The organism is Acinetobacter sp. AOR41_HL, from assembly GCF_027854645.1.
In the GTDB taxonomy this organism is placed as follows: Bacteria; Pseudomonadota; Gammaproteobacteria; order Pseudomonadales; family Moraxellaceae; genus Acinetobacter; species Acinetobacter nosocomialis.
On the sequence record NZ_JAKTHZ010000020.1, the window covers coordinates 1 to 24,916 of the forward strand.

Sequence of the window (24,916 nt, forward strand, 5' to 3'; positions counted from 1 at the left end):
CTTTGTACACGACAAAAAAAGACAACTCATTGAAATAATGGCATAATACTTGTTTTCTGACGATGAATATGATGACACATTTCAATGAGTTACATCTCATCTTAAACAAATATCTAAAGTGGAACAAGTCACGTGTAAAATGTTTTACACTGATTATGCTTGCATTAATTGTAAAACAGACATGTAATCTTTCTTCTGCATCTAAAGCCTTACCCATCAAGTGCTTACCACAATCATTTTATCGACGTATACAACGCTTCTTTGCAGATCAGTATTTCGATTATCGTCAAATTTCTCAGTTAATTTTCAATATATTTTCATTCGATAAAGTCCAATTAACTTTGGATAGAACCAATTGGAAATGGGGAAAACGAGATATCAATATCTTGATGTTAGCCATCGTCTATCGTGGAATAGCGATACCTATTGTTTGGACATTGCTCAATAAACGTGGAAATTCAGATACAAAAGAGCGTATTGCTTTGATTCAACGCTTTATCTCCATTTTTGGTAAAGATCGTATTGTGAATGTGTTTGCAGACAGAGAATTTATCGGTGAGAAATGGTTTATATGGTTAATTGAAAATGACATTAACTTCTGTATACGTGTTAAAAAAACTTTATTGTGACCAATCACTTAGCCAAGAGTCATAAAATTAGTGATTTATTTCGTCATCTTCAAGTTGGTCAAACTGAATGTCGTAAACGACGTATTTGGGTTGGTCGAGTGAAACTGTATATTAGTGCGTTACGATTAGAAGATGGAGAACTTTTACTTGTTGTTTCTCCTATGTTTAATGCTTCTGCTATTGGTGATTATGCATTACGCTGGGAAATCGAAACCTTATTTAGTTGTCTCAAAGGACGTGGATTCAATCTTGAAAATACTCGTTTAACAGACCCTAGACGAGTCAAGAAATTGATAGCAGTGCTAGCGATCGGTTTCTGTTGGTGCTATTTAACAGGTGAATGGCAACATGATCGAAAAAAAGCGATAAAAATAAAGAAGCATGGACGACTTTCAGTAAGTTTATTTCGCTACGGTTTGGACTATGTTCAAATGGCTATTCTACGTTTGATTGGTTTTGGAAAAAAAGAAGAATTTAAGAAAGTGCTCGCAATTTTAAGAAAGAAAAAGCCTGATAGGACAAGGGCTCTATGAAATTTGTCGTGTACAGAGAATAATGCTAGTTTTTAAACTTTCCACACCTTGAAGAACATCAATACCACTTTGAACGGCATCAACAACTGGGGAAATAGGAGATGCACCACCACCAATAATCCCGCCCGTCACACCACCGATGATGTCAGTCACAGTACCAAGCGGGTTACCGCCAGTAGCGCCACCAGTAACACCGCCGATGGCACCAGTTACTCCACCGATAATGTCAGTCACAGTACCAAGCGGGTTACCGCCAGTAGTACCACCAGTTACACCACCGATAGCGCCCGTCACACCACCAATAATGTCAGTTACAGTACCAAGCGGGTTGCCACCAGTAGCGCCACCAGTTACACCGCCGATAGCACCAGTTACCCCACCAATAATGTCAGTTACAGTACCAAGTGGGTTGCCACCAGTAGCGCCACCAGTTACACCGCCGATAGCACCAGTTACCCCACCAATAATGTCAGTTACAGTACCAAGCGGGTTGCCACCAGTAGCGCCACCAGTTACACCGCCAATAGCACCTGTCACACCACCGATGATATCAGTCACAGTACCAAGCGGGTTACCACCAGTAGTGCCACCAGTTACACCACCGATAGCACCAGTTACACCACCAAGAATGTCAGTTAAAATACCAGTTGCAGTTGAACCGTTATGAACAAGTGTTCCAAGAATACCTGTTGCAGATTGGGTAGCTCCTTGGATGTCACCACCTACTAAATGAGAAACTGTTTCTAAAGCACCATTTACAGTATCGCGAGAAGTTTCAAAAGTTAATGTACCGAGGTGAGCAATATCAGTAACAGGATGTTCAGTTTGAGGAAGTACGCCAACTACAGTGTCCGCAACAGTATTAATGCCTGTATTAATAATGCTGGTTTTTAGACTTTCGACACCTTGGAGCACGTCAATACCGCTTTGTACGACGTTAACAACTGGTGCCAGTGGAGAAGTTCCGCCTCCGACTACACCACCAGTGACACCGCCAATAATATCGGTCACGGTACCAACAGGATTGCTACCAGTAGCACCTCCCGTTACACCGCCGATAGCGCCAGTTACACCACCAATAACGTTGGTTAATCCACCAACAGGGCTACCGCCAGTCACGCCACCAGTTAAACCACCTACCACATTGGTTATGGTTCCTAATGGGTTTGTTGAGCCTGCAGTACCAGTTACGGTACCCACTACATCAGAAACTAATCCTGTTGTAGCATGCGAGACTGTATTGGTTACAGTTGAAAGTACATTAGAGAGTAAGCCTGATGTTGAAACATTTCCATTAGCAATATTTATGTCAGAAACGTTTACATTAACAGGAGAACCTGTGTTTACAACAGGATTCACCGATACAACATTACCCAGGTCCTGAGTAACTTTTGTTATCGAAGATACGAGATTTTTCAGTAAGAACATGATGGTCTATTTCCTGTATATTTATGTATTTTTAAGTAAGTATTTATTTATTGCGTTAGGCAATTATTGAGATATGTTTCTCAATAATTAAAATTTAGTATTGGGTAGATCTCAAAAAGTGTCAATGCATATTTCTACTCAAATAATTTGATACTTATAATATTTTGACAATTAGTTATTCATTCTGATTTAGACATAAAAATAATAATTTTTTTTATAATATATAGTTTGAAGATGAATGTATGTTTCTCTCATTTTATTATTATTTTTTATAATTATTAATGCTAAATAATTTTATTTATAAAAATACTTTTGCATAAGTAGAAATATATTATTTATATAATCCTGACTAAAAAGCTAGGCTTTTATTTCTGTCAATTTGGCCAAAATGCCCAAATTGGATAGATGAAGACAGAAAACTTTAATTGCAAAAAAATATTTCAAATACATTTTATGGGCAAACAATCCTTTTTTGGACAGCTATGTTGCTGAGGTATTTTATTATGGCTAAGAACTAGACGCTTGATGACAAAAAGATGAAAAAGGTCTTTCTAAAATGAAAAAACTGCGTATAATGCCCTCCATCAAGTACGCGCTCATAGCTCAGCTGGATAGAGCACTTGGCTACGAACTAAGGGGTCGGGAGTTCGAATCTCTCTGAGCGCACCACTTGAAGAATTAACCGCTATATAGCGGTTTTTTTGTGCCATATTTTATATGGATTCTAATAAAAAAGCTGGTGCACATGGCGACCAGCTTTAAAAAGTTCTAAATTCAAAAAAACTATTATCCGAATGTTTTAAAACGACTTTCATCATCAATAAAGGTTTTTTCACCAGCTTTAGCTTCAATAGAACCAAAAACTAACTGAGCTCTTAGCTTCCATTCAGATGGAATATTAAATAAAACATTAATTTTTTCATCAATAATTGGGTTGTAGTGTTGCAATGAAGCGCCAATACCTTGTTCGGTTAAAATGTTCCAGACCGCAAATTGTGCGATTGCTGTTGAATGCTCTGACCAGATCGGGAAATTATCAGCATAAGCTGCAAACTGTTCTTGTAAACCTTTAACCACGTTCTGATCTTCATAAAACAAAACTGTGCCTGCACCAGCAGCAAAACTTTGAATTTTTTGTTCTGTTCCAGATACAGCTTCAGCTGGAACAATACTTTTTAAAACTTCAAGAACTGTATCCCAGAATTTATGATGTGATTGTCCAAATAAAATGACAGCGCGAGATGATTGAGAGTTAAAAGCAGAAGGGCTGTGTCTGATTGCTTCTTGAATTAACTTTTCAATTTCATCATTTGATTGGCTTAAGTTATTTCCAATTGCATAAATAGAGCGGCGATTTTTAATGAGTTCTATAAAAGAAGTTTCATTTGAAGATTCTAGCTCTTGAGCGGCTTTTAAAGCCACATCTTCTTGAGCTGTCGTTTTTTGATTTAAGCCAAATAGTTTTGCAAAGAAAGACATGACGTATTCCACTAAAGAGACAATAGAAGTATTTTATAAATTTAAAGATATGGAATAAGCCTTAAAAATATGAATCTACGTTCTATATATGAAACGAGTAAGCAGCTTGTATGAGTGAAGGCTTTATAGTTCGAGCAAAAATAAAAAATCACTTTTGATTCATTTTAAAGCGTAGATGAATATGCTCTAATAGTTTCGATTTATTCAATATTGATACATAGTGATGACCGAGCAAAAAAGCGCTTTATCTTTACGTTATTATTTAAATTTAGAAGAGTCTCAAGACGGGTTTGGCTTGGTGACATTCGGAAAGAAACAATTCACACGTTTTTTAACCCCTGTTATTAGTATTGCAATTGTTATTTGGGGTTTTTATTTAGGCTTATCAGGCGTTGGTCGCTACTATGTTGCTTTGGGTATTTTTTTCCTGATTATGCAAGGTTTAATGCGCTATTGGCTTTTACCTATGATGTTTAAACGTCAATTTGTTCGTTATCAATTTGGTAAGAGCGAGCAGGGGATCGATTTATACCAAGATTACTTTGAGCTTTATGCCGCTGGCCGTAAACAAGTTGTACAGTATGGTGATGTGCAGACTTTTGCCAAAGGTAAACTAACTTATATGCTTGAGTTAAAAAATAAAACGGTCATTATTGTACCGAAACGTGCCTTTGCTCAAGCTTCAGATCAAACTATATTTGAAAATACATTCAAGAAGTAAGTTATTGGAATTATTAGCCGCAACAATAAAGGAAGCCTCATGAAAACACGTCCTTCAAAAATCGTTTGTGTGGGCAGAAGTTATGCTGATCATGTAAAAGAGCTGAACAATGCAATGCCGGGACGACCAGTATTGTTTATCAAGCCGCCAAGTAGTTTGATTGGTTTAGATGAAGGTATTTCGTGGAATCCTGCTTGGGGTAGCTGTCATTTCGAATGTGAGTTTGTTTTACGTATTGATCAGCCACTAAAAGGAGAAACCGATCCGCAAAAAGTACTACAAGCTATTGGTGCAGTGACTTTAGGGTTGGATTTGACATTACGTGACTTACAAAATGAATTAAAAGATAAAGGTCAACCTTGGGAAAGAGCAAAAGCATTTGATGGCTCATGCGTACTTGCGGACTGGGTAGATGTAAGTGAAATTACGAATTGGGAAGAAACTAAATTTACTTTTCATATTAATGATGAACTGCGTCAAGATGGTAATACCGCCTTACTCATGTTTAATATAGCTAATCTATTAACAGATATTAATCAGGTGTTCGCACTTGAACCGGGCGATGTCATTATGACTGGCACGCCAGCGGGTGTAGGACCATTACATGCTGGTGATCAGCTAAAAATGACTTTGAAAGGTGCGACTCAGGATTTTATTTGGGAAACCTTTGTGAAAGCATAATTTGATTTATCTCACTAAGTTTTGAACCCTATTATTGAACCAATAATAGGGTTTTTTATTATACCCAACATTAATTTATTGATAGAGCTTTCGGAACTGGTCTGGTGTAAAGCCCATCCAACGTTTAAACATATATATAAATGCTGATGCACTGGCGTAGCCTAAATCAAAAGCAATACTTTCTATGGTTTTACCTTGATTGAGCATAGTCATCGCTTTCATGACTTTTAGTCTTTGTCTCCACTCATGTAAAGACATTCCTAACTCTTTTTGACTGTAACGAGCTAACGTTCTTTCGGTCATATTGTTCCGTTCAGCAAGTTCTTGCAAGGTGCTGTTATCGGCAGGGCATTGGTGTAAATCATTTAGAATTTTTGCTAAAGCTGGATGATTTGTTGTAGGTAAATAACTACCCACTAATTCAGCCTGTATGAGTTGATCTAATAAAACTTGGAGTAGGCGTATATATTCGACCCGGGTTTCATCTTGGGGATTTTGCCTTAAGTGATCAAGTAAAGCAGGCACAAGCGGGGAGGTTAATAATATACCTGCCTTTTGCGGTAACTTTTGGCACAGACTTTCATGAACATATAAAGTTGCATGAGTCACTTGATTGCGGTTAATTCCGCTATGTTTGGTATAAGGCGGTAACCAAATCCCATAAGGAGGCGGAGTTAAATAATTAATTTGATCAATATTAACTTCGAGTACACCACTAAACGCATAAATAAACTCACCCCATGCATGCGCATGTTGAGGATAAATCGTTTCTGCGGGTGCATTGCGGACACGAAACCAAAGCAAATCAGGGATGGCGTTATGAGCAGGAATTTCCTGAAAATCTTGCACACGTTGAGCTGATTTTTTCATCTTTGAAAATTGCCTGAAATTGCTTATGTGTTGTCTGTTTTTCACTATATCATGTAAATAAGACAGTTCTATAGTCAGATTTTTCGCTATAAAGAAAGGTGCTATATGGAAGAGCGCAAAAATCTGGATGCCAGAGCCTCGGCTTTAATGGTGCTTTTATGTATGGTCTTAGGGCTGCAACAGGTGGTTCTGAAAATAGCAGCACCAGATATTTCACCGATTATGCAAATTGCTTTACGCTCTGGTTTATCTGCAGTTCTAGTTCTACCTTTATTGTGGCGTGATCATTCGATTCATCTGTTTTCTTATCAGCAATGTAAAGCTGGTGCTCTTGTCGCTTTATTTTTTTCATTAGAGTTTTATTTCGTTACCGAAGCTTTAAAGTTTACTTCGACTTCTCACACTGTAGTTTTACTCTATACCGCTCCAATTTTTGTCGCCTTAGGATTACATTGGAGATTTCCTACTGAACGCTTGAACAGAGCGCAATGGGGAGGTATTGCTCTAGCTTTTATGGGAATTATTATTACATTTTACCCTACGACCACAGCTATAAATGCACCAGCTATAGCGCAAGTTTTATTAGGTGATTTATATGCACTTATGGCTGGACTTGCATGGGCACTGAGTACCATTATCGTTCGTTTATCTTCTTTAGCCCAAGCACCAGCAACTCAAACTTTATTTTATCAATTAACGGGTTGTTTTATTTTATTAATCTCAATCGCTTTTTTGACAGGTCAAACAACTATTCACTTAACAGCTTTAACAATTCTAAGCTTAAGCTTTCAAACTTTAATTGTATCTTTTGCAAGTTTACTATTATGGTTTTGGCTACTCAGAAATTATTTAGCTTCACGATTAGGAGTTTTCTCTTTTCTGACGCCACTATTTGGTGTGCTGTTTAGTGTTTTGTTGTTAAATGAAAAATTAGAAATTAAATTTATTTTTGGAAGTATTTTAGTGCTATCTGGAATAGTTGTGATGAGTCTAAAGCAGGGCCAACCAAACAAAGGTTAAGCCCTGTTATGAGTTGAATATTATTTCTCTTCAAAAATTGTTGAAAGTGGAATTGAGAGTTTCGCAGCTAAATAGTCATTTGATTCTACTAAAGCAGGGCCAATTCTTTCCATCCATTCATCATCATCATGTACATTTAATACATCCGGACGTAAAGGAAGTGGATAAGGCAATGCAGTAAAGAAGCTCCAAAAATCGACTTGAGATAAATTACGCACTAAAACATATTCATCTTTATCTGTACGTTTCACTAAATTTTGCTCTTCAAGCAAAACAACATAAGCGGGCCAACGGCCAATCTCACCACGGCCTAAAATTGCCAATGCTTCTTTATCACTTACACTTTCGCCAAGTTTTTGCTTTTTATAAAATAATTCTAAAATATCAAGTAGCATGAGTACGGGATGTCTTTTTTGTTCTTTACCCGAATGAAAAGCAGTAAGCGCAAAACTCACCTCGACACCGAGCAACACAATATTCCAAGATAAGAAGACCCATAATAGGAAAATAGGTACTGCTGCAAATGCGCCATATATGATTTCATAACTGGTAAAGTTTGACATCACAAAGCTAAATAAATTTTTGAGTATTTCAAACAGTACAGCACTTAAACAGGCGGCAATTGCTGCTGAAAATAGAGGGACTGTGCGGTTGGGAATAGTCCAATATAAAATGAAAAAACCTAGAACAGTAAGAACAAAAGAAATAAGCCAGAGCAAGAATGCACCATCAAGTTGATAGCCCGTGAAGTTATTACTCAATAAGTTCATAGATGCAACAGTTGATGAAATAACAAATGCACTGCCTAAAATAATCGGACCAAGTGAGATAATGGTCCAATAACGCATAAAGCCAACAATGCCGCTACGGGTTTCTTTTACTCGCCATATACGATTAAAAACAGTTTCAATTGTGGTCAGCATTAAAACTGTGGTGACAAATAGAAATAACACGCCAATTACAGTTAAATTGCTAGATTTTTCAGTAAAAGCATTAAGTGCTTTATCAAATGCAATTGTGCTTTTAGGTAAAAAATTACTATAAATTAAGTGCTGTAACTGTTGTCTGGCTGGTTCTAACGCTTTAATTGAAGAAATAATAACCAAAAATACCGTTAGCATCGGCACAACGGCAAAAAGAGTTGTGTAGGTGAGAGAGCCTGCCTGTTCCCGGCAACGATCAGCTTCGAAACGCTTAATTACGAATAAAATAAATTGAAACCAGGTCTTGTTATAAAAAGGAAGTCTCTTCAAAAAACGTTCTAACATGCGTCATCTATCCCGATTTTTTTAATCATGATGTGGGTGATTGATATTCACCGGTGTATTCGGTTGAGAACACTATGGTTGGTGTGAGGAAAACTTTAACCTAAAGAATAAAAAAGTATTCTGAAAGTTCCCTATGTATCATGGTAACAAAAGGTAGTAAAAAGCTTTTACAAATATTTGTTACGGTTGCCTTTAAAAATCAATCACCTTTAAAATTTCATAAAATTGGCTAAGCCAAAAAAATAAAAAATACCGTATAGTGTTCTTTTTAACAAAATTCATGAAACCGATGCAACCTTACATTCTTGTGCTTTATTACAGTAAATATGGTTCTACTAAAGAAATGGCGCATCTTATTGCGAATGGTGTTGAATCTGTAGGTATCAGCGTAAAAATACGAACAGTACCCAATATTGCAACAGTTGTAACTAAGGTTGAACCGAGCATTCCCGAAGAAGGCGATATTTATTGTACTTTAGAGGATTTAGCCAATTGTGCAGGCTTGGCTCTAGGGTCTCCAACCCGCTTTGGTAATATGGCGAGCGAAATGAAGTATTTTTGGGATCAGACCACAAGTCTTTGGTTAAATGGTGCTTTGCATGATAAACCGGCATGCGTTTTTACTTCTTCTGGTTCAATGCATGGTGGACAAGAAAGTACTTTGTTGACGATGTTACCTCCATTATTTCATCACGGCATGATGATTTTAGGTTTGCCAAATTCTATTCCTGCGTTGTCGAATACGAAAACTGGCGGAACTCCTTATGGTGCAAGCCATGTGAGTGGTCCTAGACATGACCAAAGTTTAAGCCAAGATGAAAAGCTTTTATGTGAAGCACAAGGTAGACGTTTAGGTGAAGTGGTAAAAAAGCTTTGCCTATAGTTTTATAAAAATAAAAAAAGAGCGAAAGTCCGCTCTTTTTTTATTGAAACAATTTTATTCTTTAACAAAAGTTACTGTGCCATCAGTAAGTGATTTAACACGTGCTAATGATTCAACGCGGTAACCTTTCTCAAGCAATAAATCACGGCCAGGTTGGAATGATTTCTCAATCACAATACCAACACCTACAACCTCTGCGTTTGCTTGGTGAATTAAGTCAATCAAACCGAGTGCAGCTTGACCATTTGCCAAAAAGTCATCAATTACTAAAGCTTTATCGCTTGAGTTGATGTGTTTATTTGAAATAGCAATAGTACTTTCTGTTTGTTTAGTAAAACTAAACACTTTGGCGCGATATAAATCGTCTTTCAAAGTCAGCGATTGATATTTACGAGCAAAAATCACAGGTACACCAAGTTCTAAACCTGCCATGATTGCTGGCGCAATACCTGAAGCTTCAATGGTAATAATCTTGGTAATCCCTGCATCTTTGAAGCGAGCGGCAAATTCTTTACCAATCTGCTGCATGAGGACAGGGTCAATTTGGTGATTTAAGAAAGCGTCGACTTTCAACACTTGATCAGATAGAACGATACCTTCTGTTAAGATTTTCTGTTCTAGTGCGTGCACGGGAGAATCCTCTAGACGGATGCTTTTAAAGCAAATGCGTATTTTAAAAAGCATCCGAAAAAATGCAAGCTTTAATTCGTTTTACCGCTATAACTTGTTAATAACAAACCATAAGATGTTTTGCCATCAATATGACTTACCTTAACTGGTAAGTAGTCTAATTTAGGCGCTAGCCAGAAAATCGTACTACGATCTGGTCGGCCATGTTCTAAGACAACTTTTACAGTATCAAAAGTGCCATAAGAAGTTTTAATTTTTTCGCTGCCTTGTTTTACAAAACGGCGGTTTTCAACTTCTTTTGCATCGGCAAGAGGGTACGAAGACTTAAGTGAACCATTTTTTAAATCTTCACGCACTTGCAATTCAGCATTTAGCTCGTCAAGTACGCCCGGCTGCCAAGCAAATGTTCGTGCTTTATCATCTTTCTTGGTGCTAATTGTCTTATTGCCAGGGTTAAAATTAATATTCATAGTATTGTTATGAATTAAAATTTTACTGGTACGGCTAAAGCTTTGTGATCCGATTTTGCCATTTGTAAAACTAAATTTACTTGTTTCACTCGCAGAAGCAATACCGCCTGCTTTTGCAGTGAATAGATAAGTCCAGTTATTGCCTTGTTGACTAAGTGCGCGTGTTGCTGAACCCATGCCTTTATTATTATAGGTAAACTGATAATTTGCCTGAAATGGGCTCATGGCAAGTGCATGGCTAGAGAAACTTGCAATAAGCAAAGTTGTCGAAATACCAGTTGCGATGCTGAATGATTTCAGAAATTTTGTTGCCATAAGTAAATATCCTTGTACAGACTGAAAGGTCAGTGCTGATGCATCTATGACTTTTGCATATTATGCCTGTTGATCATGGAGAAAAAATCAGGATTTATGCTAAATATGTAATCTCTTTGTGTTTTTTAACAGTGAATTACTTTGGTTCATACAGTTGTTATGCATCTTTTTGCTGTATTGGCGTAATTTCAGTGTCTTCAAGATCATCTTCAAAGTCATCTTCTTGGTCTCGGAAAAGTAACGCGGCAAGATTGACGTTACCAAAGACGACTAATTCTGCTTCGCGTACTCGAGCATAGTTGATATGCACTTTTCCTAAGGTTTCAATAATGCTGGCTTTTTTACCGAACCAACGATTTAGGTCTAGAAAGATAAGGTCGTCTTTTTCTTGGGCTACGTTAAAACGCTCTAAAATCATGCCCAATGGATCTTTTTTTAGAATTTTGTGATAGTAAAAAATAGCAGCTTTTACAGCAATTTTTTGCCAGAAATTTTTATATTTAGCTTCTACAATTTGTGTATTACTAATTTGTTCAAATACAATAAGTTGCTGTTCTTTGTTGAATTCCATCTGTATCAATTTTAAGTCGACAGATAAAGTTGTCTCTAAACCTTTAACATGCATTGTGGCATATAGCCTTAACCAGTCATGATAAAGGTCTGCATGTAGATCATCTAAAAACTCGACATTATTAGTCACGTAACGTTCTAAGGTCGCATTTAAAAAAGTTTGCGACAATGTAAAATCTCTTTCTTCCTCAATGAAGGCTTCAGCTTTTCGGTAGACTTTATGAAGACGTTTGACTAATGAGGAAAATAGCGTTTGCATAAAAGAACTTCCAGAAGATGAATTATTAAAGAAACAACACACTCTTTATTATGTTAAAAACAGGTTTTGATATTGCAGTGTAACAAATTTAATTGATACATTTTCACAAAATGAAAATGGATAAAAACCTATATTTGAAGTGAATCACACTTTTATCCATATTTGAATATCAGTTTGTATTTTGTTCGGTTATTAATACTCTGGGGAAAAGGCATTTATATGCTTTTAAGATTATGTTGAAAAAAAGAAGTCTTTCTATAGAGCCTTTTCATTATTGGTGGCAAGACCGAGTCTTTATTGTCGCGATAATACTCGCAATCTTATTGCATACTTTTGTGCTGCTCATCCATTTTGCGATGCCTGCACCATCAGAACAATCGACTAAAGAAATTGCGATATCGGTTCGTCCTACAGAAGAGATCGTTAAGCATGCAGACTTTTTAGCTCAAGCAGACCAGCAGGGTTCGGGAACTTTTCGAGCGGCTCATCGAATGTCCAGTAATTCTCCGACGCCTATGCCGACTGATGCTTCAACTGGCGAAGCTCAGTTAGACACTTTGGAAAAAGTGCGGCAACAAAGAGAACTTAAATTTGAAGAAAAAGTATTAATGACTGTGTTGAGTTGGCAGAAACAAGCAGAGGAGAGCCAAAGGAAAAAAGCACTTGAACAGTTACAGAGCCAATTTCAAGCAAAAGCCGCAATGGTCGCGAGCCTTGAAGCTCAATATTTGCAACGTCAGCAAGATTTCAGCCGCCAACAAAAAATAAAAACAGTAGATGGTATTCAAGCCAAGAAAGATGCCTCAGCAGCTTATCTAGATAAATTCCGTGAAAAAGTAGAGCTTTACGGTAACCGCTATTATCCAGAAGAAGCCAAGCAGCAACAGCTAAAAGGGGAAGTCCGCCTTATGGTAATTTTAAATGCTCAAGGGGGAATTCGTGCAATCCGTTTACTTGAAAGTTCAGGGCATCCAGTTTTAGATGAGGCAGCAAAGGCATCAGTACGTCGTGGAGCGCCGTTTGGTCGTTTTGATACAAATATGAAGGATATTTCCGAGCTACGTATTGTACGTACTTGGCGTTTTGATCCAGCTGAAGCCGAGTTTGAAGTTCATTAATGAAAAAATGTGGATAACTTTTAGGATATCCACATTTTAAAATCAATTAAGAAGCTATTTGCGTTCTTAATGGTTTGAGAGAAATTGATTATTCCTGATAAGGATTAGCAATATTGAGTTTAGCTAAAATTTCGATCTCTAAACCTTCCATTTCTTCTGCATCTTCATCACTTATTTCATGGTCATAGCCGAGTAAGTGCAGAACACCATGTACTAAAAGATGTGCAAAATGATTTTGGGCAGTTTTCTTTTGTTCCAGAGCTTCCTGTAATACAACTGGAATACAAATCACCAAATCACCTAGTGGTAATGCATCAAGCACTGGTAGGACTTCTTCGGGAATGTCGCTTGGAAACGAGAGAACATTGGTGGGTTTATCTTTCTCACGATATTGCAAGTTAAGTTGATGGCTTTCTTCCAGATCAACACAGGCAACACCAATTTCACAGTCTTCTTTGTAGCCAACGTGGCGTAAAGTTGTCTCAATAATTTTTTTGAGTTGAGCTCGTTTGAGCTCTAACTCAGGGGATTGAAAGTCTTGTTGTAAACTTAAACTGATTTTCAAAGTGAATCCTTAGGCATCCTGATGTTGCAGGTCTGCTGCTGTATCGTTTTCAGCGACTAATGCTTCTTGGCGTGCTTTACGTTCAGCGCGTGCTTCAGCATTAAGACGCTGTTGTTCACCATCCCAACCTTCATACGCTTCAACAATTTTTTGAACAAGTTGATGACGTACAACGTCGCGAGAATGGAAACGGGTAATATGAATTTCTTTAATGTTCTCAAGTACACGAAGGGCGTGTGCCAAACCAGATTGTTGGCCTCGAGGTAAATCTACTTGAGTAATGTCACCTGTAATCACTGCACGAGAGCCAAAACCTAAACGGGTCAAGAACATTTTCATTTGTTCAGGCGTAGTGTTTTGCGCTTCATCCAAAATTACAAATGAATGGTTAAGTGTACGGCCACGCATATAAGCAAGAGGTGCCACTTCAATCACTTGACGCTCGATTAACTTGGCAACTTTTTCAAAGCCAAGCATTTCGTAAAGCGCATCGTAAAGAGGACGTAGGTATGGATCAATTTTCTGGGTGAGATCACCAGGTAAGAAACCGAGCTTTTCTCCTGCTTCTACTGCAGGGCGAACAAGTAAAATCCGCTGGATTTCATTACGCTCTAACATGTCGACTGCGGCGGCAACTGCTAAATAAGTCTTACCTGTACCAGCAGGGCCTACACCAAAAGAAATATCGCTTTGTAAAATACGTTGTACATAGCGTTTTTGATTGGCACCACGTGGATTAATGCGACCTTTTCGAGTCTGGAAATAGACATCCATTGGCGCATCATGCTCTTCCATCTCTTCACCAACTAACTCGAAATTACGTTCAGTTTGTGAAGATTGAATCAAGAGATGTAATAGATCAGCACTGATTTGCTGAGACTCTTCAGTTTCTTCGTAGAGTCGTTGCAATAATGCTTCGGCTCTCCCAACAGCATCTATCTCACCATCTATGTGAAAAACATCTCCACGATGAGTAATTTTGACATCTAAACGCTGTTCGATTTGCTTAAGGTGCCCATTATAGGCACCCAAGGTGCTCTTTAAACGTTCCATTGAAATTTCAGGAAATGTTACGGTACGTCGAATCGCTGCAGTCAAGAGAAAACCTTTCAGTAGACTTTAGAATACCTCTACATTACGCCACGTCAGGCTCAAGATTCAAGAGTTCACCGTAAACTAAATTTAAAGTTTTAATTTCAGTAATCTCGATCTCGGCAAAACGGCCAACCCAAGAAGCATCACCTACAAAAGTTACTAAGCGAGTATTGTCTGCTGTACCTACTAAAATATTAGGGTCTTGATCAGACACTTTCTCGATAAGTACACGTTCAATTTTGCCAAGCATTGCATCAGTTTTTTCAATACTAGATTGCTTAATGACTTGTTGAACTTGTGCTAAACGTTCTTTTTTAACATGTTCAGGAGTTGTATCTGGTAAGTCAGATGCTGGTGTGCCAGGGCGTTTTGAGTAAACAAAGCTATAAGAGTGATCGAAGTCTAAATCTTTGATAAATTGCAATGTTTCTGCAAAGTTTTCGTCAGTTTCTCCTGGGAAACCAATAATAAAATCGCTCGATAAATGCATATCCGGGCGTATTTTACGTAACTTGGCAATCTTGTCGATGTATACATCAATGGTGTGATTTCGCTTCATTGCTTTAAGTACATCGTTAGATCCACTTTGTACAGGCAAATGTAAATGTGAAACCATTTGAGGTAAATCTTCATAACACTGGATAAGTTCATCAGAGAACTCAAGTGGGTGTGAAGTTGTATAACGTAAACGGCCAATTCCAGGAATTTCTGCAACGAGTCGTAACAATTCAGGGAAAGTACAAATGCCACCTTCGAATGTTTCACCACGATATCCGTTTACATTTTGACCAAGTAGGCTGATTTCACGAACGCCTTTTTCAGCAAGACCCGCGATTTCTGCAAGCACATCATCAAGTGGACGAGAAACCTCTTCACCACGAGTATATGGAACCACACAGAAAGAGCAGTATTTAGAGCAACCTTCCATAATAGAAACGAATGCTTTGAAACCTTCTACGCGTGGTTCAGGTAAAAAGTCGAACTTTTCAATATCAGGGAATGAAATATCAACGAGCTTAATTTTTTCTTTTTTCGGCTTTTCCACTTGTGCGTGATGTTGGTCAAGCATTTGTGGTAAACGGTGTAAGGTTTGTGGGCCAAAAATCATGTCGACATATGGCGCACGTTTTTGAATGTTGTCACCTTCTTGAGATGCAACACAACCACCTACACCAATCACAAGATCAGGATTTTGTTCTTTTAACTTACGCCAGCGCCCTAATTCACTAAATACTTTCTCTTGTGCTTTTTCACGGATAGAACACGTATTCATGAGCAGAATGTCTGCTTCATTAGGGTTAGTTGTTAAAACATAACCGTGAGAATCCCCTAAAAGGTCTGCCATACGGTGACTGTCATACTCATTCATCTGACACCCTTGAGTTTCAATATATAATTTCTTTATTGAAACATCAGTGGTGTGCGTTGGCTGGGTAACAGTGTTTTCTGAGGCAGCTTTGGCACCATTGGGAATGAAGGTTTGAACCGTCATGTAGGCTCCTAACAGATCGATCTAGATAAATAATAAAATGACCCAAAACGGGTCAAACCGATGATTATAGCAGTATTTGAGCCAGACAGATAACAATAAACTGCCATAAGCTGCACATGATTTATGAAGACAAATGACATAAATTTTAATGATGTCGAATCAGATAGTTACATAACACAACAAAAGAATGTACGAAGAATAATTAAACTATGCCTAAAGGTGGATAGTCAGGGTTTAGCACATTTATGAGACCAGGTAAAAAGAGCTCATCAAACAAGAGTCGTGTGATGAAAAATAAATATGCACATCGTAGCTGGTTAGGAGCTGTGTGTTTACTTGGTTGTTCATTGTCTTATGCCGCAGAAGAACAATTTAACGATGCATTAAATGCCGCCAATAGTGGTAATACTGCTTTATTAGATCAATATCAGGCTGCAATGCAAAATGATGTGTTGGGCTATTATCCTGAATACTGGAAGTTAAACAGTAACTTAGGATTTCAATCTCCAGCATCAATTGTAAGTTTTGCCCAGCGCTATCCACAATCTGCTATGGCAGAGAAGCTTGCAGCGGATTATGTTGAAGAAAAAGTTAAACAAGCTGATTTTGTATCTGCACAGCCATTGTTACCTTATGTCTCTAACCCTGACCCAGCCGAAAATTGTGCTTTGGCACAGGTACGAGCTAAAAGTGGTGATGCATTGGTGTTTGCAGAATATAAAGATGTCTGGTTAGCCACTGAGTCACAACCAGACTCTTGTGTTGGGCTAGGCCGTATGATGCTTACCAGTCCATTAATGAGTACCCAAGATAAGCAACAGCGTCTGTGGGTACAGCTACGTTCAGGCTTATCAGGACAAGCTCTTGCAACTGCTCAAAGTCTTGGAATGAATCTTTCTTTGGCTCAGCTCAACCAGATTCAGGCGAATCCTCTTAATTATTTATGGACCGCTCCAAAGACCAACGATGTAGATTATGCCTATTTGATTTTCGCATTAGGCCGTTTAGCGAATAATGATTTAGGTAATGCTTTTGCAAATGTACAGCGTGTAGCGCAAGGTACTCCAGAGAGCGTGCAAAAGTATCTCTATCGAACCGTGGCTTATATCGGTGGCACGACGGTGATGAAAAATAACTTTAACCGTGAAGTACTTCAATATTTTGATGCCAGCTATGGTTATCCGCTAAGTCCTGAAGAAGCTGAAATTTATGCACGACAAGCTATTCGCTTTAGCGCATGGGAAAGTTTAATTCGTGCGATTGATAGCATGTCAGTTTCCCAGAAACAAGAAGATCGCTGGCAATATTGGTTAGCCCGTGCGACAGAACAACGTGGCGATAGTAACTCTAAAAACACAGCACAGCGTATTTATAAAAAATTAGCTGAAAGTGGGGATGATTATCACAATCTTCTTGCAAAAGACCGTTTAGGTGTACGTTATAACCATCAGCCATATAACGACGAGCCGACTGCAAGCGATTTACGCCGTCTAGATCAAAATATTCACTTTAATCGTGCATTTACTTTAAGACGTATTAACGCAAATCCAACGTATACCAACCGTGAATGGAACTGGGCAGTCCGTCAGGCATATCTTCAGCATGACGATGGATTATTATTGGCTGCGGCAAAACGTGCTCACGATATGGGATGGTATGATCGTGCAATTTACGCAGCAGATCGTACAACGAATAAACATAATGATACGTATCGTTATGTGACTCCGCATAAGACTAATGTCGTAAGTCATAGTTACAATGCTGGAATTGATCCTGCGTGGGCTTATGGTTTAATGCGTCAAGAAAGTCGGTTTGTTACCTCGGCACGTTCTCATGTAGGAGCTGGTGGCCTTATGCAAATTATGCCTGATACAGCAAAGTTGATTGCTCGTCAGATGGGGGAGACATATAATCCGGCGGCGTTAAGTGAAATGAATACCAATATTCGTTATGGAACATTTTATTTATCAATGATTCAAGGGCAGTTAAGCAATAACCCTGTTTTAGCGACAGCAGGCTATAATGCTGGCCCAAATCGTGCAAGACGTTGGCAACCCGATTACCAACCGATTGAAGCTGATCAATATACAGAAACCATTCCATTGCTTGAGACTAGAGATTATGTCAAGCATGTCATGACAAATGCGACCCATTATGGAGTGGTGTTGGGGCAAGGCGCTCAGTCGCTAATACAGCGTATGAAAGTCATTCCAATGCGATCATCACCTTAATTTTAGATGATGAATGATGGAACATTCTTTTAATTGGCATAACCAAGTTTTAATTAAATGAAATATAGATATCTAGGACTTCATCCAATATCGCAACTTGCATGGTGGCTCATCTGTGCAAGCATTGGATTGATGAGTTCTGTTTTACATGCGGAACCTGTAAACGTGCAAGGTTATGTCATGCATGTTCAGATGACGCCTGCTGTCTGTTCGCTAGATCCTTCTAAACAGAAACAGCGTAAATGTCTTGAAGGGTACTCACTCACAATTACGGGTTTAATGCCTGAAACAACTAGAACGGACTGTTCAACTGAAAGTTCTGCCACCCTTTCGCCCTTGCAAGCTAAAGTCGTTGCTCGAGTGATGCCAGACAACAACGCTCGTGTGCAACTTTGGAAGAGTGTTGGTGGCTGTGTACCTATGAACGCCAGTCAGTATTTCCGTACAATTATTAACTTCGCTGAACGATTAAAAATACCTGCCAATTTAACCAGTTCTAGTAATGTAGAAATGCAACAATCTACATTACGTCAACAATTTACAAAGCTTAACCCGAGTTTGCCACAAAATGGCATTCGTTTTTCCTGTCAACTTTCACGTTCCGATGTTGTGCTTACTGAAGTTAAAGTTTGCTACACAGTAAATGGCCAATATAAGCAATGTTCAAATCATGTAGTCTCTAATTGCCCAAGTGAAATTACAATTAAAGGTAGCTATTAAGAGTAGCTACCATTTCACAGAAAAATGCTCACCATACATTGAATCTATTTGTAAAGGTTAATTTGTATTTTCTATCAGACTTTTGGTGAAAATGAGTCGCTTTTACATGCATCTGCAACTTCTTTAGAGTACAATCTTTGCCGTTTATGATGATTTGGTTAAGTAGAATCGCTATTTAGCCCGATTAAGGACACTCATTGGAGACAATTACATGAAGCAACCCGTTCGTGTTGCCGTGACTGGCGCTGCAGGTCAAATTGGTTACAGCTTATTATTCCGTATCGCAAGCGGTGAAATGTTAGGTAAAGATCAACCTGTTATTTTACAATTGCTTGAAGTTCCAGTTGAAAAAGCACAACAAGCGCTTAAAGGCGTAATGATGGAACTTGATGACTGTGCTTTCCCTTTATTGGCTGGCATGATCGGGACTGATGATCCTAAAGTTGCATTTAAAGATGCTGACTATGCATTATTAGTTGGTTCTCGCCCACGTGGTCCTGGTATGGAACGTGCTGACTTGTTAAAAGTTAACGGTGAAATCTTTATTGGCCAAGGTCAAGCATTAAACGAAGTTGCTAGCCGTGACGTTAAAGTATTAGTTGTAGGTAACCCTGCAAATACAAACGCTTACATCGCAATGAAATCTGCTCCAGATCTTCCAGCGAAAAACTTCACAGCAATGTTACGTCTTGACCACAACCGTGCATTGACTCAAGTTGCTCAAAAAGCTGGTGTTGCAGTTGCTGACATCGAAAAATTAACAGTTTGGGGTAACCACTCTCCAACAATGTATGCTGACTACCGTTTTGCTACTGCAAATGGTGAAAGCTTAAAAGACAAGATCAACGATCCAGCTTGGAACAAAGACGTATTCCTTCCAACTGTTGGTAAACGTGGTGCTGCGATTATCGAAGCGCGTGGTTTGTCTTCTGCTGCTTCTGCTGCTAATGCTGCAATCGACCATATGCGTGATTGGGCACTTGGTACAAATGGCAAATGGGTAACTATGGGTATTCCATCTGATGGTTCTTATGGTATTCCTGAAGGCGTTATGTTCGGTTTCCCTGTAACAACTGAAAACGGTGAATACAAAATCGTTCAAGGTTTAGAAATCGATGAATTCAGCCGTGAGCGTATTAACTTCACTCTAAATGAGCTTGAAGAAGAACGTGCAGCAATTGCTGACATGCTAAAATAATTCATTAGTTAAATGAATTGGAAAAGCACTCTCTTGTAGGGTGCTTTTTTATATTTGAAATTTAATAAGAACACACAAAAAACAACAAGAAAATATAGACCTAGATATACAACTAACATCTATTGTTGCTAGATTATTGAAAAGAAGCCATGGGAGAATAACAATGTTTGAACAGCAACCGACATTACAACTTTTATTCGAGCAATTGGGTTTGGATGCTGATGACGCGAGTATTGAAAATTTTATAAAAACGCATCAGTTACCCGCTGAGCAGAAGTTACATGAAGCATCTTTTTGGTCCCAAGGTCAAAGTGATTTCCTAAAAAGCCATTGGGAAAAAGATGATGAGTGGATTGTCGTCATTGATGAACTTAATGAGCAGCTACACGAAGATAGTGTAAAAAAATAACCAAATAAAAAGGCCTGTTTATAAATAACAGGCCTTTTAAAATTCACACTTTAGTGGGTTTTGAATTTTAATAATTCTTTATACCATGGCTCATGGCGTATTGGATGAAATACCGGATGTTCATGAACCAACTCAAGATCACATTGAGCAGTTGATAAATATTTTGTAAGCCAATGTCGGGTAAGAGCTGGTTTTTCCTGCGCTGCCGAAGCATAAGCCAAGAAAAAGTATATATCACTATGGTGATGGTGAGCTAAGGGCTTTAAAATTTGCTGTGCAATGAGCGCAAAGCGTTTTTCTTTATTTAGCTCAAAATAAATCATATACGCTTTAGCTAAATGAAGAGATAAATTCAAATACAAACGCATCGGCATTTCATCGTATTCCATACGAGCTTGCTCAAGCAAAACAATAGCTTCTTGCAAAAAATGAATTTGCTCTTGACGAACACGGCTTAATACAACGAGCTGCATACGTAAATCTGCACGTTCCAAAGCAAGTTCGGGCGTATTCTCAGTTAAATAGAGTTGGTCTGTTTCACCAATTCTGCTCACAATCATTTTTGTTTCAATAGACATACGCCTTCGCCCTTTTTAATCAATAGCTCTTATATCGGGTTTATTTAAGAAATTTAAAGAGCACTTATCTAACCCAAATCGAGTTTCCACTACGAAGCCAAGCTGTAATTGATAAACGCTGCTGTTTAGAAACTAAAACTTCATGAAGCAAATTACTTTGGAAAATAACTAGGCGATTAGGTTCTGGCGTAATAATGTGCCAAATATCATTTTTGTCCTGCAAGCGTAATTGTCCTCCCCAATCATCCTGCCATTCAGGATGTAAATAATAAACAGTAGAAATAATACGATCATTTTTTTGTTGAGGATTATCTCGATGTAATGCATAAAATTCACCTGCGTTATAACAGGCAAAATGCGCTTCAACCTCTTTAATTCCTAAAAAGAAAGCTTGATTTAGATGTTGGCAAAATGAAGTTAGGGTTTCGACATGTTGTTCGGCAATAGGAAGTGACTCATTAATCCATAAAATATGATCGCTTCGAATAGTACTCACTACACCATTTTGAATCCCTGCTTCACGGAACTCATCAAAGTGATGACTACATTCTGTGGCAACTTGAGCAAGATACTCAGTAGAATAGGCATGGTTTACAATTGCAAAACCATGTGCATTTAAGTCATCTAAAATCTGGTTCAGATTCCAACTGTCAGGAAGTGGTCGAGAGCGCATATAACCTCATATCGATCGTAAGAAAATCAAGCAGCCTTATTTTAGATGATCACAACCTTACGAAAGAATATTTTTTTCATGTTAAACTATTCGTTGAATTGAGGAATTAAAGTCAACATGAATTACCGTCACCATTTCCATGCGGGCAACTTTGCAGATGTTATGAAGCATGTGCTTTTGCTACAGCTTCTCAACCGTTTAAATGCTAAAGATAAACCTTATCGTTATATCGATACGCATGGAGGTGCAGGAAAATATGATCTATCTCAAGCACCTGCACAAAAGTCAGGAGAATTCCTAACGGGTATTCATCGTCTTGTACAGCTTTCTGAAATGGAAAAGCGTCAAGCTCCTGAAGCAATCCAGCAATACTTAAAACTCGTAGAAGAATTACGTACTGAAGAAGGTAAAGGTAGCTATCCGGGTTCTCCTTGGTTTGCTTTGCAAGGTATGCGTGAAATCGACAAAGCGACTATATTTGAAATGCAGCGCGATGTTTTTCAGCAATTACGTCATAACATTCGCGATAAACGTGCAGGTTTACATGAGCGTGATGCATATGAAGGTCTGCTCGGTGTAATTCCACCGAAAGAAAAGCGCGGTCTGGTTATGATTGACCCGCCTTACGAATTAGAACGTAAAGACTTTCCACAATTGGTTGAGCTCTTGCAAAGCGCTTATAAGAAATGGCCAACAGGTGTCTTTGCAGTTTGGTATCCAATCAAAGACCGCGCAATGATTGAACGTTTTGAAAAGAAAATGTTCAAAACTGGAATTCGCCGTCAATTAATTTGTGAAATTTGTGTATGGCCAGATGACACACCTGTAGGTCTGAATGGTTGTGGTTTATTGGTAATTAACCCACCTTGGCAGTTCTCTGAGCAAGCAGACCAAGCCCTACAATGGTTATTTCCTCACTTACGTATGCAAGAAACAGGTGGTCACGCTGCTGTTCGCTGGTTAGTGGGTGAGTAATAATTAATCTAAATCAATGCACATGTTTGGAATAGAAAATAATGACAAATGCGCCTAAACCAGAGCAAGATTTAACTCATAATGAACATTCTTTTGATGGGATTACGTTCGAAGTGGTTGAAGAAGAAGATAATCCGGAAGGACAAAAAGTGAAGCGCCGAGGTATTTATCTTTGGCCTAACTTAATCACGACAGCCGCTTTGTTGTCTGGTTTCTATTCCATTATTGCAAGTATGAATGGCGAATTTACACAAGCGATCTATGCCATTTTTCTTGCTGCTTTGTTCGATGGATTAGATGGACGTGTTGCCCGAGCTATTGGTGCTCAAAGTGCTTTTGGTGAGCAATATGATTCTTTATCTGATTTGTTAGCATTTGGTGTGGCGCCAGCAATGCTGATGTATAGCTGGAGTCTCCATGATTTAGGTCGCATCGGCTTAGCATGCTGTTTTGTTTATACGGCTTGTGCAGCATTCCGTTTGGCGCGTTTTAATGTTCAAATTGGAGTAGTTGATAAACGCTATTTTATTGGTATTGCAAGTCCATTAGCTGCAATTATCATTATTTCGCTTGTATGGGTGGCTCGTGATTATCCGTTTATTTTCGATTTACGTGATATTGCGATTCAGGTCATTAATGCGGTAATCATGGTTGTTGTTGGTTTACTTATGATTTCCAATATTAAATATTATTCATTTAAGCAAATGGACCGCAAACGTGTTCCTTTTGTAGTTATGTTGCCGGTAGTACTGATTTTTGCAGCAATCACTTATAATATCCCAATGGGTATTCTGATTGTTTCAATCATCTATGCTCTATCAGGTTTTGTTACCACACTTTTAGCAAAAAAAAATAACGAGACTATCAAAACATAAATTAGATGAGGTTCAGTATGCCTAAGTTGATGAGTCCAATAAATCAATTACAGCAACTGAGCCTCAACTCAAATGAGGGTGTTGTTTATCAACCCGCTAGAGGCTTCTTTAAAGTTGTCTATCAAGGCTTAATCCTTCCAAATTTACCGGCCCCACTTCGTTATTTTAATTATATTAGTCTAATCGGGCAGCCTAGAATTCCACTTTGCTATAACGCAAACAGTATTGTGACTTCAGCAATTGATACAGCAACAGTACTGGTGAGTAACAGCCTACACAGTGTAAGTCACTTAAAAACCTATTCTATCCGAAGACAATGTCAACTTACTCCTAATAGTTACCAATTTGATAAAACAGATCTTATTGAATGGCAAATTCCAAGAGTTCAGCTTAGACGAACAGATTCTGAAATGAGTTGTGACTTAGTTGTCCAAACACCTTCTGATATTTCCAATTCTTCAGCACTACAGTGGGGAATATCTGACTACTGGTCTGTTTTATGTCATTGTGAAGGAGAGATTTTATATAAAGGGCAGAAATATGAAGTCAATGGATTAGGACGTTTTAAACATGCTCGGGCCTTGCATTTACCTTTCTTATCTTTATGTTTTTATACCTGCCAGATTATTAATTTAAATGAAACAACACAAATCACACTTTCTCAAATAAGAAATCAATGGAATATTATTCTGTTTTCACGTTTAGATATTCAAGAGCTAGGAAAGCCTGCTGTCACATTTACGGAAGATGTTAATTTCCATATCCATCGGGTTTATCCAAAGGTTGAAACACCACATGGACGTGAAATGTATTTACCTCGAGAGTTTTCTTGGCAGTGTAAAAAAAATGGAAAAGTAATTTTCGAACTCTATGCAGAAAGTCGTGGTGATTACAAATTTGGATTCGCTGCTGGATATATTGGAAGTTTCCGTTATCAGCTAAGTTGGAATGATCAATGCCTTCAAGGAGAAGGTGGATATTGTGAATATATCGATTGCCGTCCATTAAGATGGCAAGAGAAGAATCAAGATGAGAAAATCCTAGATAAATTGATGCTTTTACAACCGTGTTTATATAAAAAATGAATATTTTTATCATTTTTGATCAAAAAGCGAACTGTCGTTGCACTAATATTAAAAAAGGTATTGCAAAGGGATTTGGATGGTCTATAATGCACATCCATCGGCGGTGATGCAGATAGAAACTTGTTGAAAAACAGTTACTTGAGATT

The 24,916-nt window shown here is 38.2% G+C and carries 23 protein-coding genes, 1 tRNA gene and 2 pseudogenes; 14 read left to right on the forward strand and 12 right to left on the reverse strand.

Features of this window, described 5'->3' with window-relative positions:
* The first annotated feature begins 71 nt into the window (after positions 1 to 71).
* Positions 72 to 1,162 (forward strand): IS4 family transposase gene (locus MKL35_RS07380; RefSeq protein ID WP_208728222.1). Its coding sequence is split into 2 segments (ribosomal slippage): positions 72 to 612 and positions 612 to 1,162, totalling 1,092 coding nucleotides; the frame shifts between segments, so codons are not numbered across the junction.
* Positions 1,163 to 1,180: 18 nt separating this feature from the next.
* On the opposite strand, the pseudogene MKL35_RS07385 reads toward MKL35_RS07380, so the two are convergent.
* A pseudogene (locus MKL35_RS07385) lies at positions 1,181 to 2,590 on the reverse strand (hypothetical protein); the annotation flags it as partial.
* A gap of 592 nt (positions 2,591 to 3,182) precedes the next feature.
* Here MKL35_RS07385 and MKL35_RS07390 point away from each other — a divergent pair.
* Positions 3,183 to 3,259, forward strand: a tRNA-Arg gene (locus tag MKL35_RS07390).
* Positions 3,260 to 3,376: 117 nt separating this feature from the next.
* Here the strand turns inward: MKL35_RS07390 and MKL35_RS07395 are convergent.
* Positions 3,377 to 4,069, reverse strand: coding sequence for a nitroreductase family protein (locus MKL35_RS07395; protein ID WP_004711840.1), 693 nt, complete (start codon positions 4,067 to 4,069; stop codon positions 3,377 to 3,379).
* A gap of 223 nt (positions 4,070 to 4,292) precedes the next feature.
* Here MKL35_RS07395 and MKL35_RS07400 point away from each other — a divergent pair, with 223 nt between their 5' ends.
* Together MKL35_RS07400 and MKL35_RS07405 are read left to right on the forward strand one after the other, a co-directional pair.
* Positions 4,293 to 4,790, forward strand: a complete 498-nt coding sequence (locus MKL35_RS07400; protein WP_004711841.1) for a YcxB family protein — start codon at positions 4,293 to 4,295, stop codon at positions 4,788 to 4,790.
* 39 nt (positions 4,791 to 4,829) lie between these two features.
* On the forward strand, positions 4,830 to 5,471 hold the full coding sequence (locus MKL35_RS07405; protein ID WP_032012172.1) for a fumarylacetoacetate hydrolase family protein: 642 nt from the start codon (positions 4,830 to 4,832) through the stop codon (positions 5,469 to 5,471).
* 75 nt (positions 5,472 to 5,546) lie between these two features.
* Here MKL35_RS07405 and MKL35_RS07410 read toward each other — a convergent pair whose 3' ends face one another.
* Positions 5,547 to 6,341, reverse strand: a complete 795-nt coding sequence (locus MKL35_RS07410; RefSeq protein ID WP_006582612.1) for an AraC family transcriptional regulator — start codon at positions 6,339 to 6,341, stop codon at positions 5,547 to 5,549.
* A 105-nt stretch (positions 6,342 to 6,446) separates the two neighbouring features.
* Here MKL35_RS07410 and MKL35_RS07415 point away from each other — a divergent pair, with 105 nt between their 5' ends.
* Entirely contained in the window at positions 6,447 to 7,361 is a 915-nt protein-coding gene (locus MKL35_RS07415) for a DMT family transporter (RefSeq protein WP_006582613.1), read from the forward strand.
* 20 nt (positions 7,362 to 7,381) lie between these two features.
* On the opposite strand, the gene MKL35_RS07420 is transcribed toward MKL35_RS07415, so the two are convergent.
* Positions 7,382 to 8,629 (reverse strand): YihY family inner membrane protein, encoded by a 1,248-nt coding sequence (locus MKL35_RS07420; protein WP_002050751.1) that lies wholly within the window; start codon positions 8,627 to 8,629, stop codon positions 7,382 to 7,384.
* Positions 8,630 to 8,909: 280 nt separating this feature from the next.
* Between MKL35_RS07420 and wrbA the strand changes: the two genes are divergently transcribed.
* A complete protein-coding gene (gene wrbA, locus MKL35_RS07425) occupies positions 8,910 to 9,512 on the forward strand; it encodes an NAD(P)H:quinone oxidoreductase (protein WP_068791442.1) in 603 nt (200 codons plus the stop codon).
* Between the two features lie 54 nt (positions 9,513 to 9,566).
* Here wrbA and MKL35_RS07430 read toward each other — a convergent pair whose 3' ends face one another.
* The 3 genes from MKL35_RS07430 to MKL35_RS07440 form a co-directional block, all read right to left on the reverse strand.
* Positions 9,567 to 10,142: a xanthine phosphoribosyltransferase gene (locus MKL35_RS07430; RefSeq protein WP_002050789.1), complete on the reverse strand. Its 576-nt coding sequence runs from the start codon at positions 10,140 to 10,142 to the stop codon at positions 9,567 to 9,569.
* A gap of 71 nt (positions 10,143 to 10,213) precedes the next feature.
* Positions 10,214 to 10,927 carry a DUF3108 domain-containing protein gene (locus tag MKL35_RS07435; RefSeq protein WP_032012174.1) on the reverse strand — a complete coding sequence of 238 codons (714 nt, stop codon included), beginning with the start codon at positions 10,925 to 10,927 and terminating at the stop codon, positions 10,214 to 10,216.
* A gap of 157 nt (positions 10,928 to 11,084) precedes the next feature.
* Entirely contained in the window at positions 11,085 to 11,756 is a 672-nt protein-coding gene (locus tag MKL35_RS07440) for a hypothetical protein (protein WP_022576134.1), read from the reverse strand.
* A gap of 233 nt (positions 11,757 to 11,989) precedes the next feature.
* Here MKL35_RS07440 and MKL35_RS07445 point away from each other — a divergent pair, with 233 nt between their 5' ends.
* Positions 11,990 to 12,874: an energy transducer TonB gene (locus tag MKL35_RS07445; protein WP_032012175.1), complete on the forward strand. Its 885-nt coding sequence runs from the start codon at positions 11,990 to 11,992 to the stop codon at positions 12,872 to 12,874.
* A gap of 88 nt (positions 12,875 to 12,962) precedes the next feature.
* Here the strand turns inward: MKL35_RS07445 and ybeY are convergent, their stop codons facing one another.
* Genes ybeY through miaB form a run of 3 tightly spaced genes read right to left on the reverse strand, consistent with a single transcriptional unit; the run spans position 12,963 to position 16,026 of the window.
* Positions 12,963 to 13,439 (reverse strand): rRNA maturation RNase YbeY, encoded by a 477-nt coding sequence (gene ybeY, locus MKL35_RS07450; protein WP_032012177.1) that lies wholly within the window; start codon positions 13,437 to 13,439, stop codon positions 12,963 to 12,965.
* 9 nt (positions 13,440 to 13,448) lie between these two features.
* The gene (locus tag MKL35_RS07455; RefSeq protein WP_270913256.1) at positions 13,449 to 14,537 is read right to left on the reverse strand and encodes a PhoH family protein; all 1,089 of its coding nucleotides are present in this window, start codon (positions 14,535 to 14,537) and stop codon (positions 13,449 to 13,451) included.
* 37 nt (positions 14,538 to 14,574) lie between these two features.
* The gene (gene miaB / locus MKL35_RS07460; RefSeq protein WP_002050781.1) at positions 14,575 to 16,026 is read right to left on the reverse strand and encodes a tRNA (N6-isopentenyl adenosine(37)-C2)-methylthiotransferase MiaB; all 1,452 of its coding nucleotides are present in this window, start codon (positions 16,024 to 16,026) and stop codon (positions 14,575 to 14,577) included.
* 287 nt (positions 16,027 to 16,313) lie between these two features.
* Here miaB and MKL35_RS07465 point away from each other — a divergent pair, with 287 nt between their 5' ends.
* The 4 genes from MKL35_RS07465 to MKL35_RS07480 all read left to right on the forward strand — a co-directional run bounded on the left by MKL35_RS07465 (position 16,314) and on the right by MKL35_RS07480 (position 20,584).
* The gene (locus MKL35_RS07465) at positions 16,314 to 18,257 is read left to right on the forward strand and encodes a lytic transglycosylase domain-containing protein (protein WP_032012178.1); all 1,944 of its coding nucleotides are present in this window, start codon (positions 16,314 to 16,316) and stop codon (positions 18,255 to 18,257) included.
* Positions 18,258 to 18,314: 57 nt separating this feature from the next.
* Entirely contained in the window at positions 18,315 to 18,977 is a 663-nt protein-coding gene (locus MKL35_RS07470) for a ribonuclease T2 family protein (protein WP_004711857.1), read from the forward strand.
* Between the two features lie 211 nt (positions 18,978 to 19,188).
* Positions 19,189 to 20,175, forward strand: coding sequence for a malate dehydrogenase (locus MKL35_RS07475; RefSeq protein WP_002050778.1), 987 nt, complete (start codon positions 19,189 to 19,191; stop codon positions 20,173 to 20,175).
* 163 nt (positions 20,176 to 20,338) lie between these two features.
* Positions 20,339 to 20,584 carry a DUF2789 family protein gene (locus tag MKL35_RS07480; protein WP_004711858.1) on the forward strand — a complete coding sequence of 82 codons (246 nt, stop codon included), beginning with the start codon at positions 20,339 to 20,341 and terminating at the stop codon, positions 20,582 to 20,584.
* Between the two features lie 50 nt (positions 20,585 to 20,634).
* On the opposite strand, the gene MKL35_RS07485 is transcribed toward MKL35_RS07480, so the two are convergent.
* Complete coding sequence (locus tag MKL35_RS07485; protein ID WP_002050748.1) at positions 20,635 to 21,162, reverse strand: hypothetical protein; 528 nt, start codon at positions 21,160 to 21,162, stop codon at positions 20,635 to 20,637.
* Between the two features lie 64 nt (positions 21,163 to 21,226).
* Entirely contained in the window at positions 21,227 to 21,835 is a 609-nt protein-coding gene (locus MKL35_RS07490) for a 2OG-Fe(II) oxygenase (protein WP_032012179.1), read from the reverse strand.
* A gap of 117 nt (positions 21,836 to 21,952) precedes the next feature.
* Here MKL35_RS07490 and MKL35_RS07495 point away from each other — a divergent pair, with 117 nt between their 5' ends.
* From MKL35_RS07495 to MKL35_RS07505, 3 genes and pseudogenes are all read left to right on the forward strand, one after another.
* Positions 21,953 to 22,810: a 23S rRNA (adenine(2030)-N(6))-methyltransferase RlmJ gene (locus MKL35_RS07495; protein WP_004711861.1), complete on the forward strand. Its 858-nt coding sequence runs from the start codon at positions 21,953 to 21,955 to the stop codon at positions 22,808 to 22,810.
* 41 nt (positions 22,811 to 22,851) lie between these two features.
* Positions 22,852 to 23,685, forward strand: coding sequence for a CDP-diacylglycerol--serine O-phosphatidyltransferase (pssA, locus tag MKL35_RS07500; RefSeq protein ID WP_002050746.1), 834 nt, complete (start codon positions 22,852 to 22,854; stop codon positions 23,683 to 23,685).
* 17 nt (positions 23,686 to 23,702) lie between these two features.
* Positions 23,703 to 24,789, forward strand: a pseudogene (locus tag MKL35_RS07505) (DUF6670 family protein).
* Positions 24,790 to 24,916: the final 127 nt, after the last annotated feature.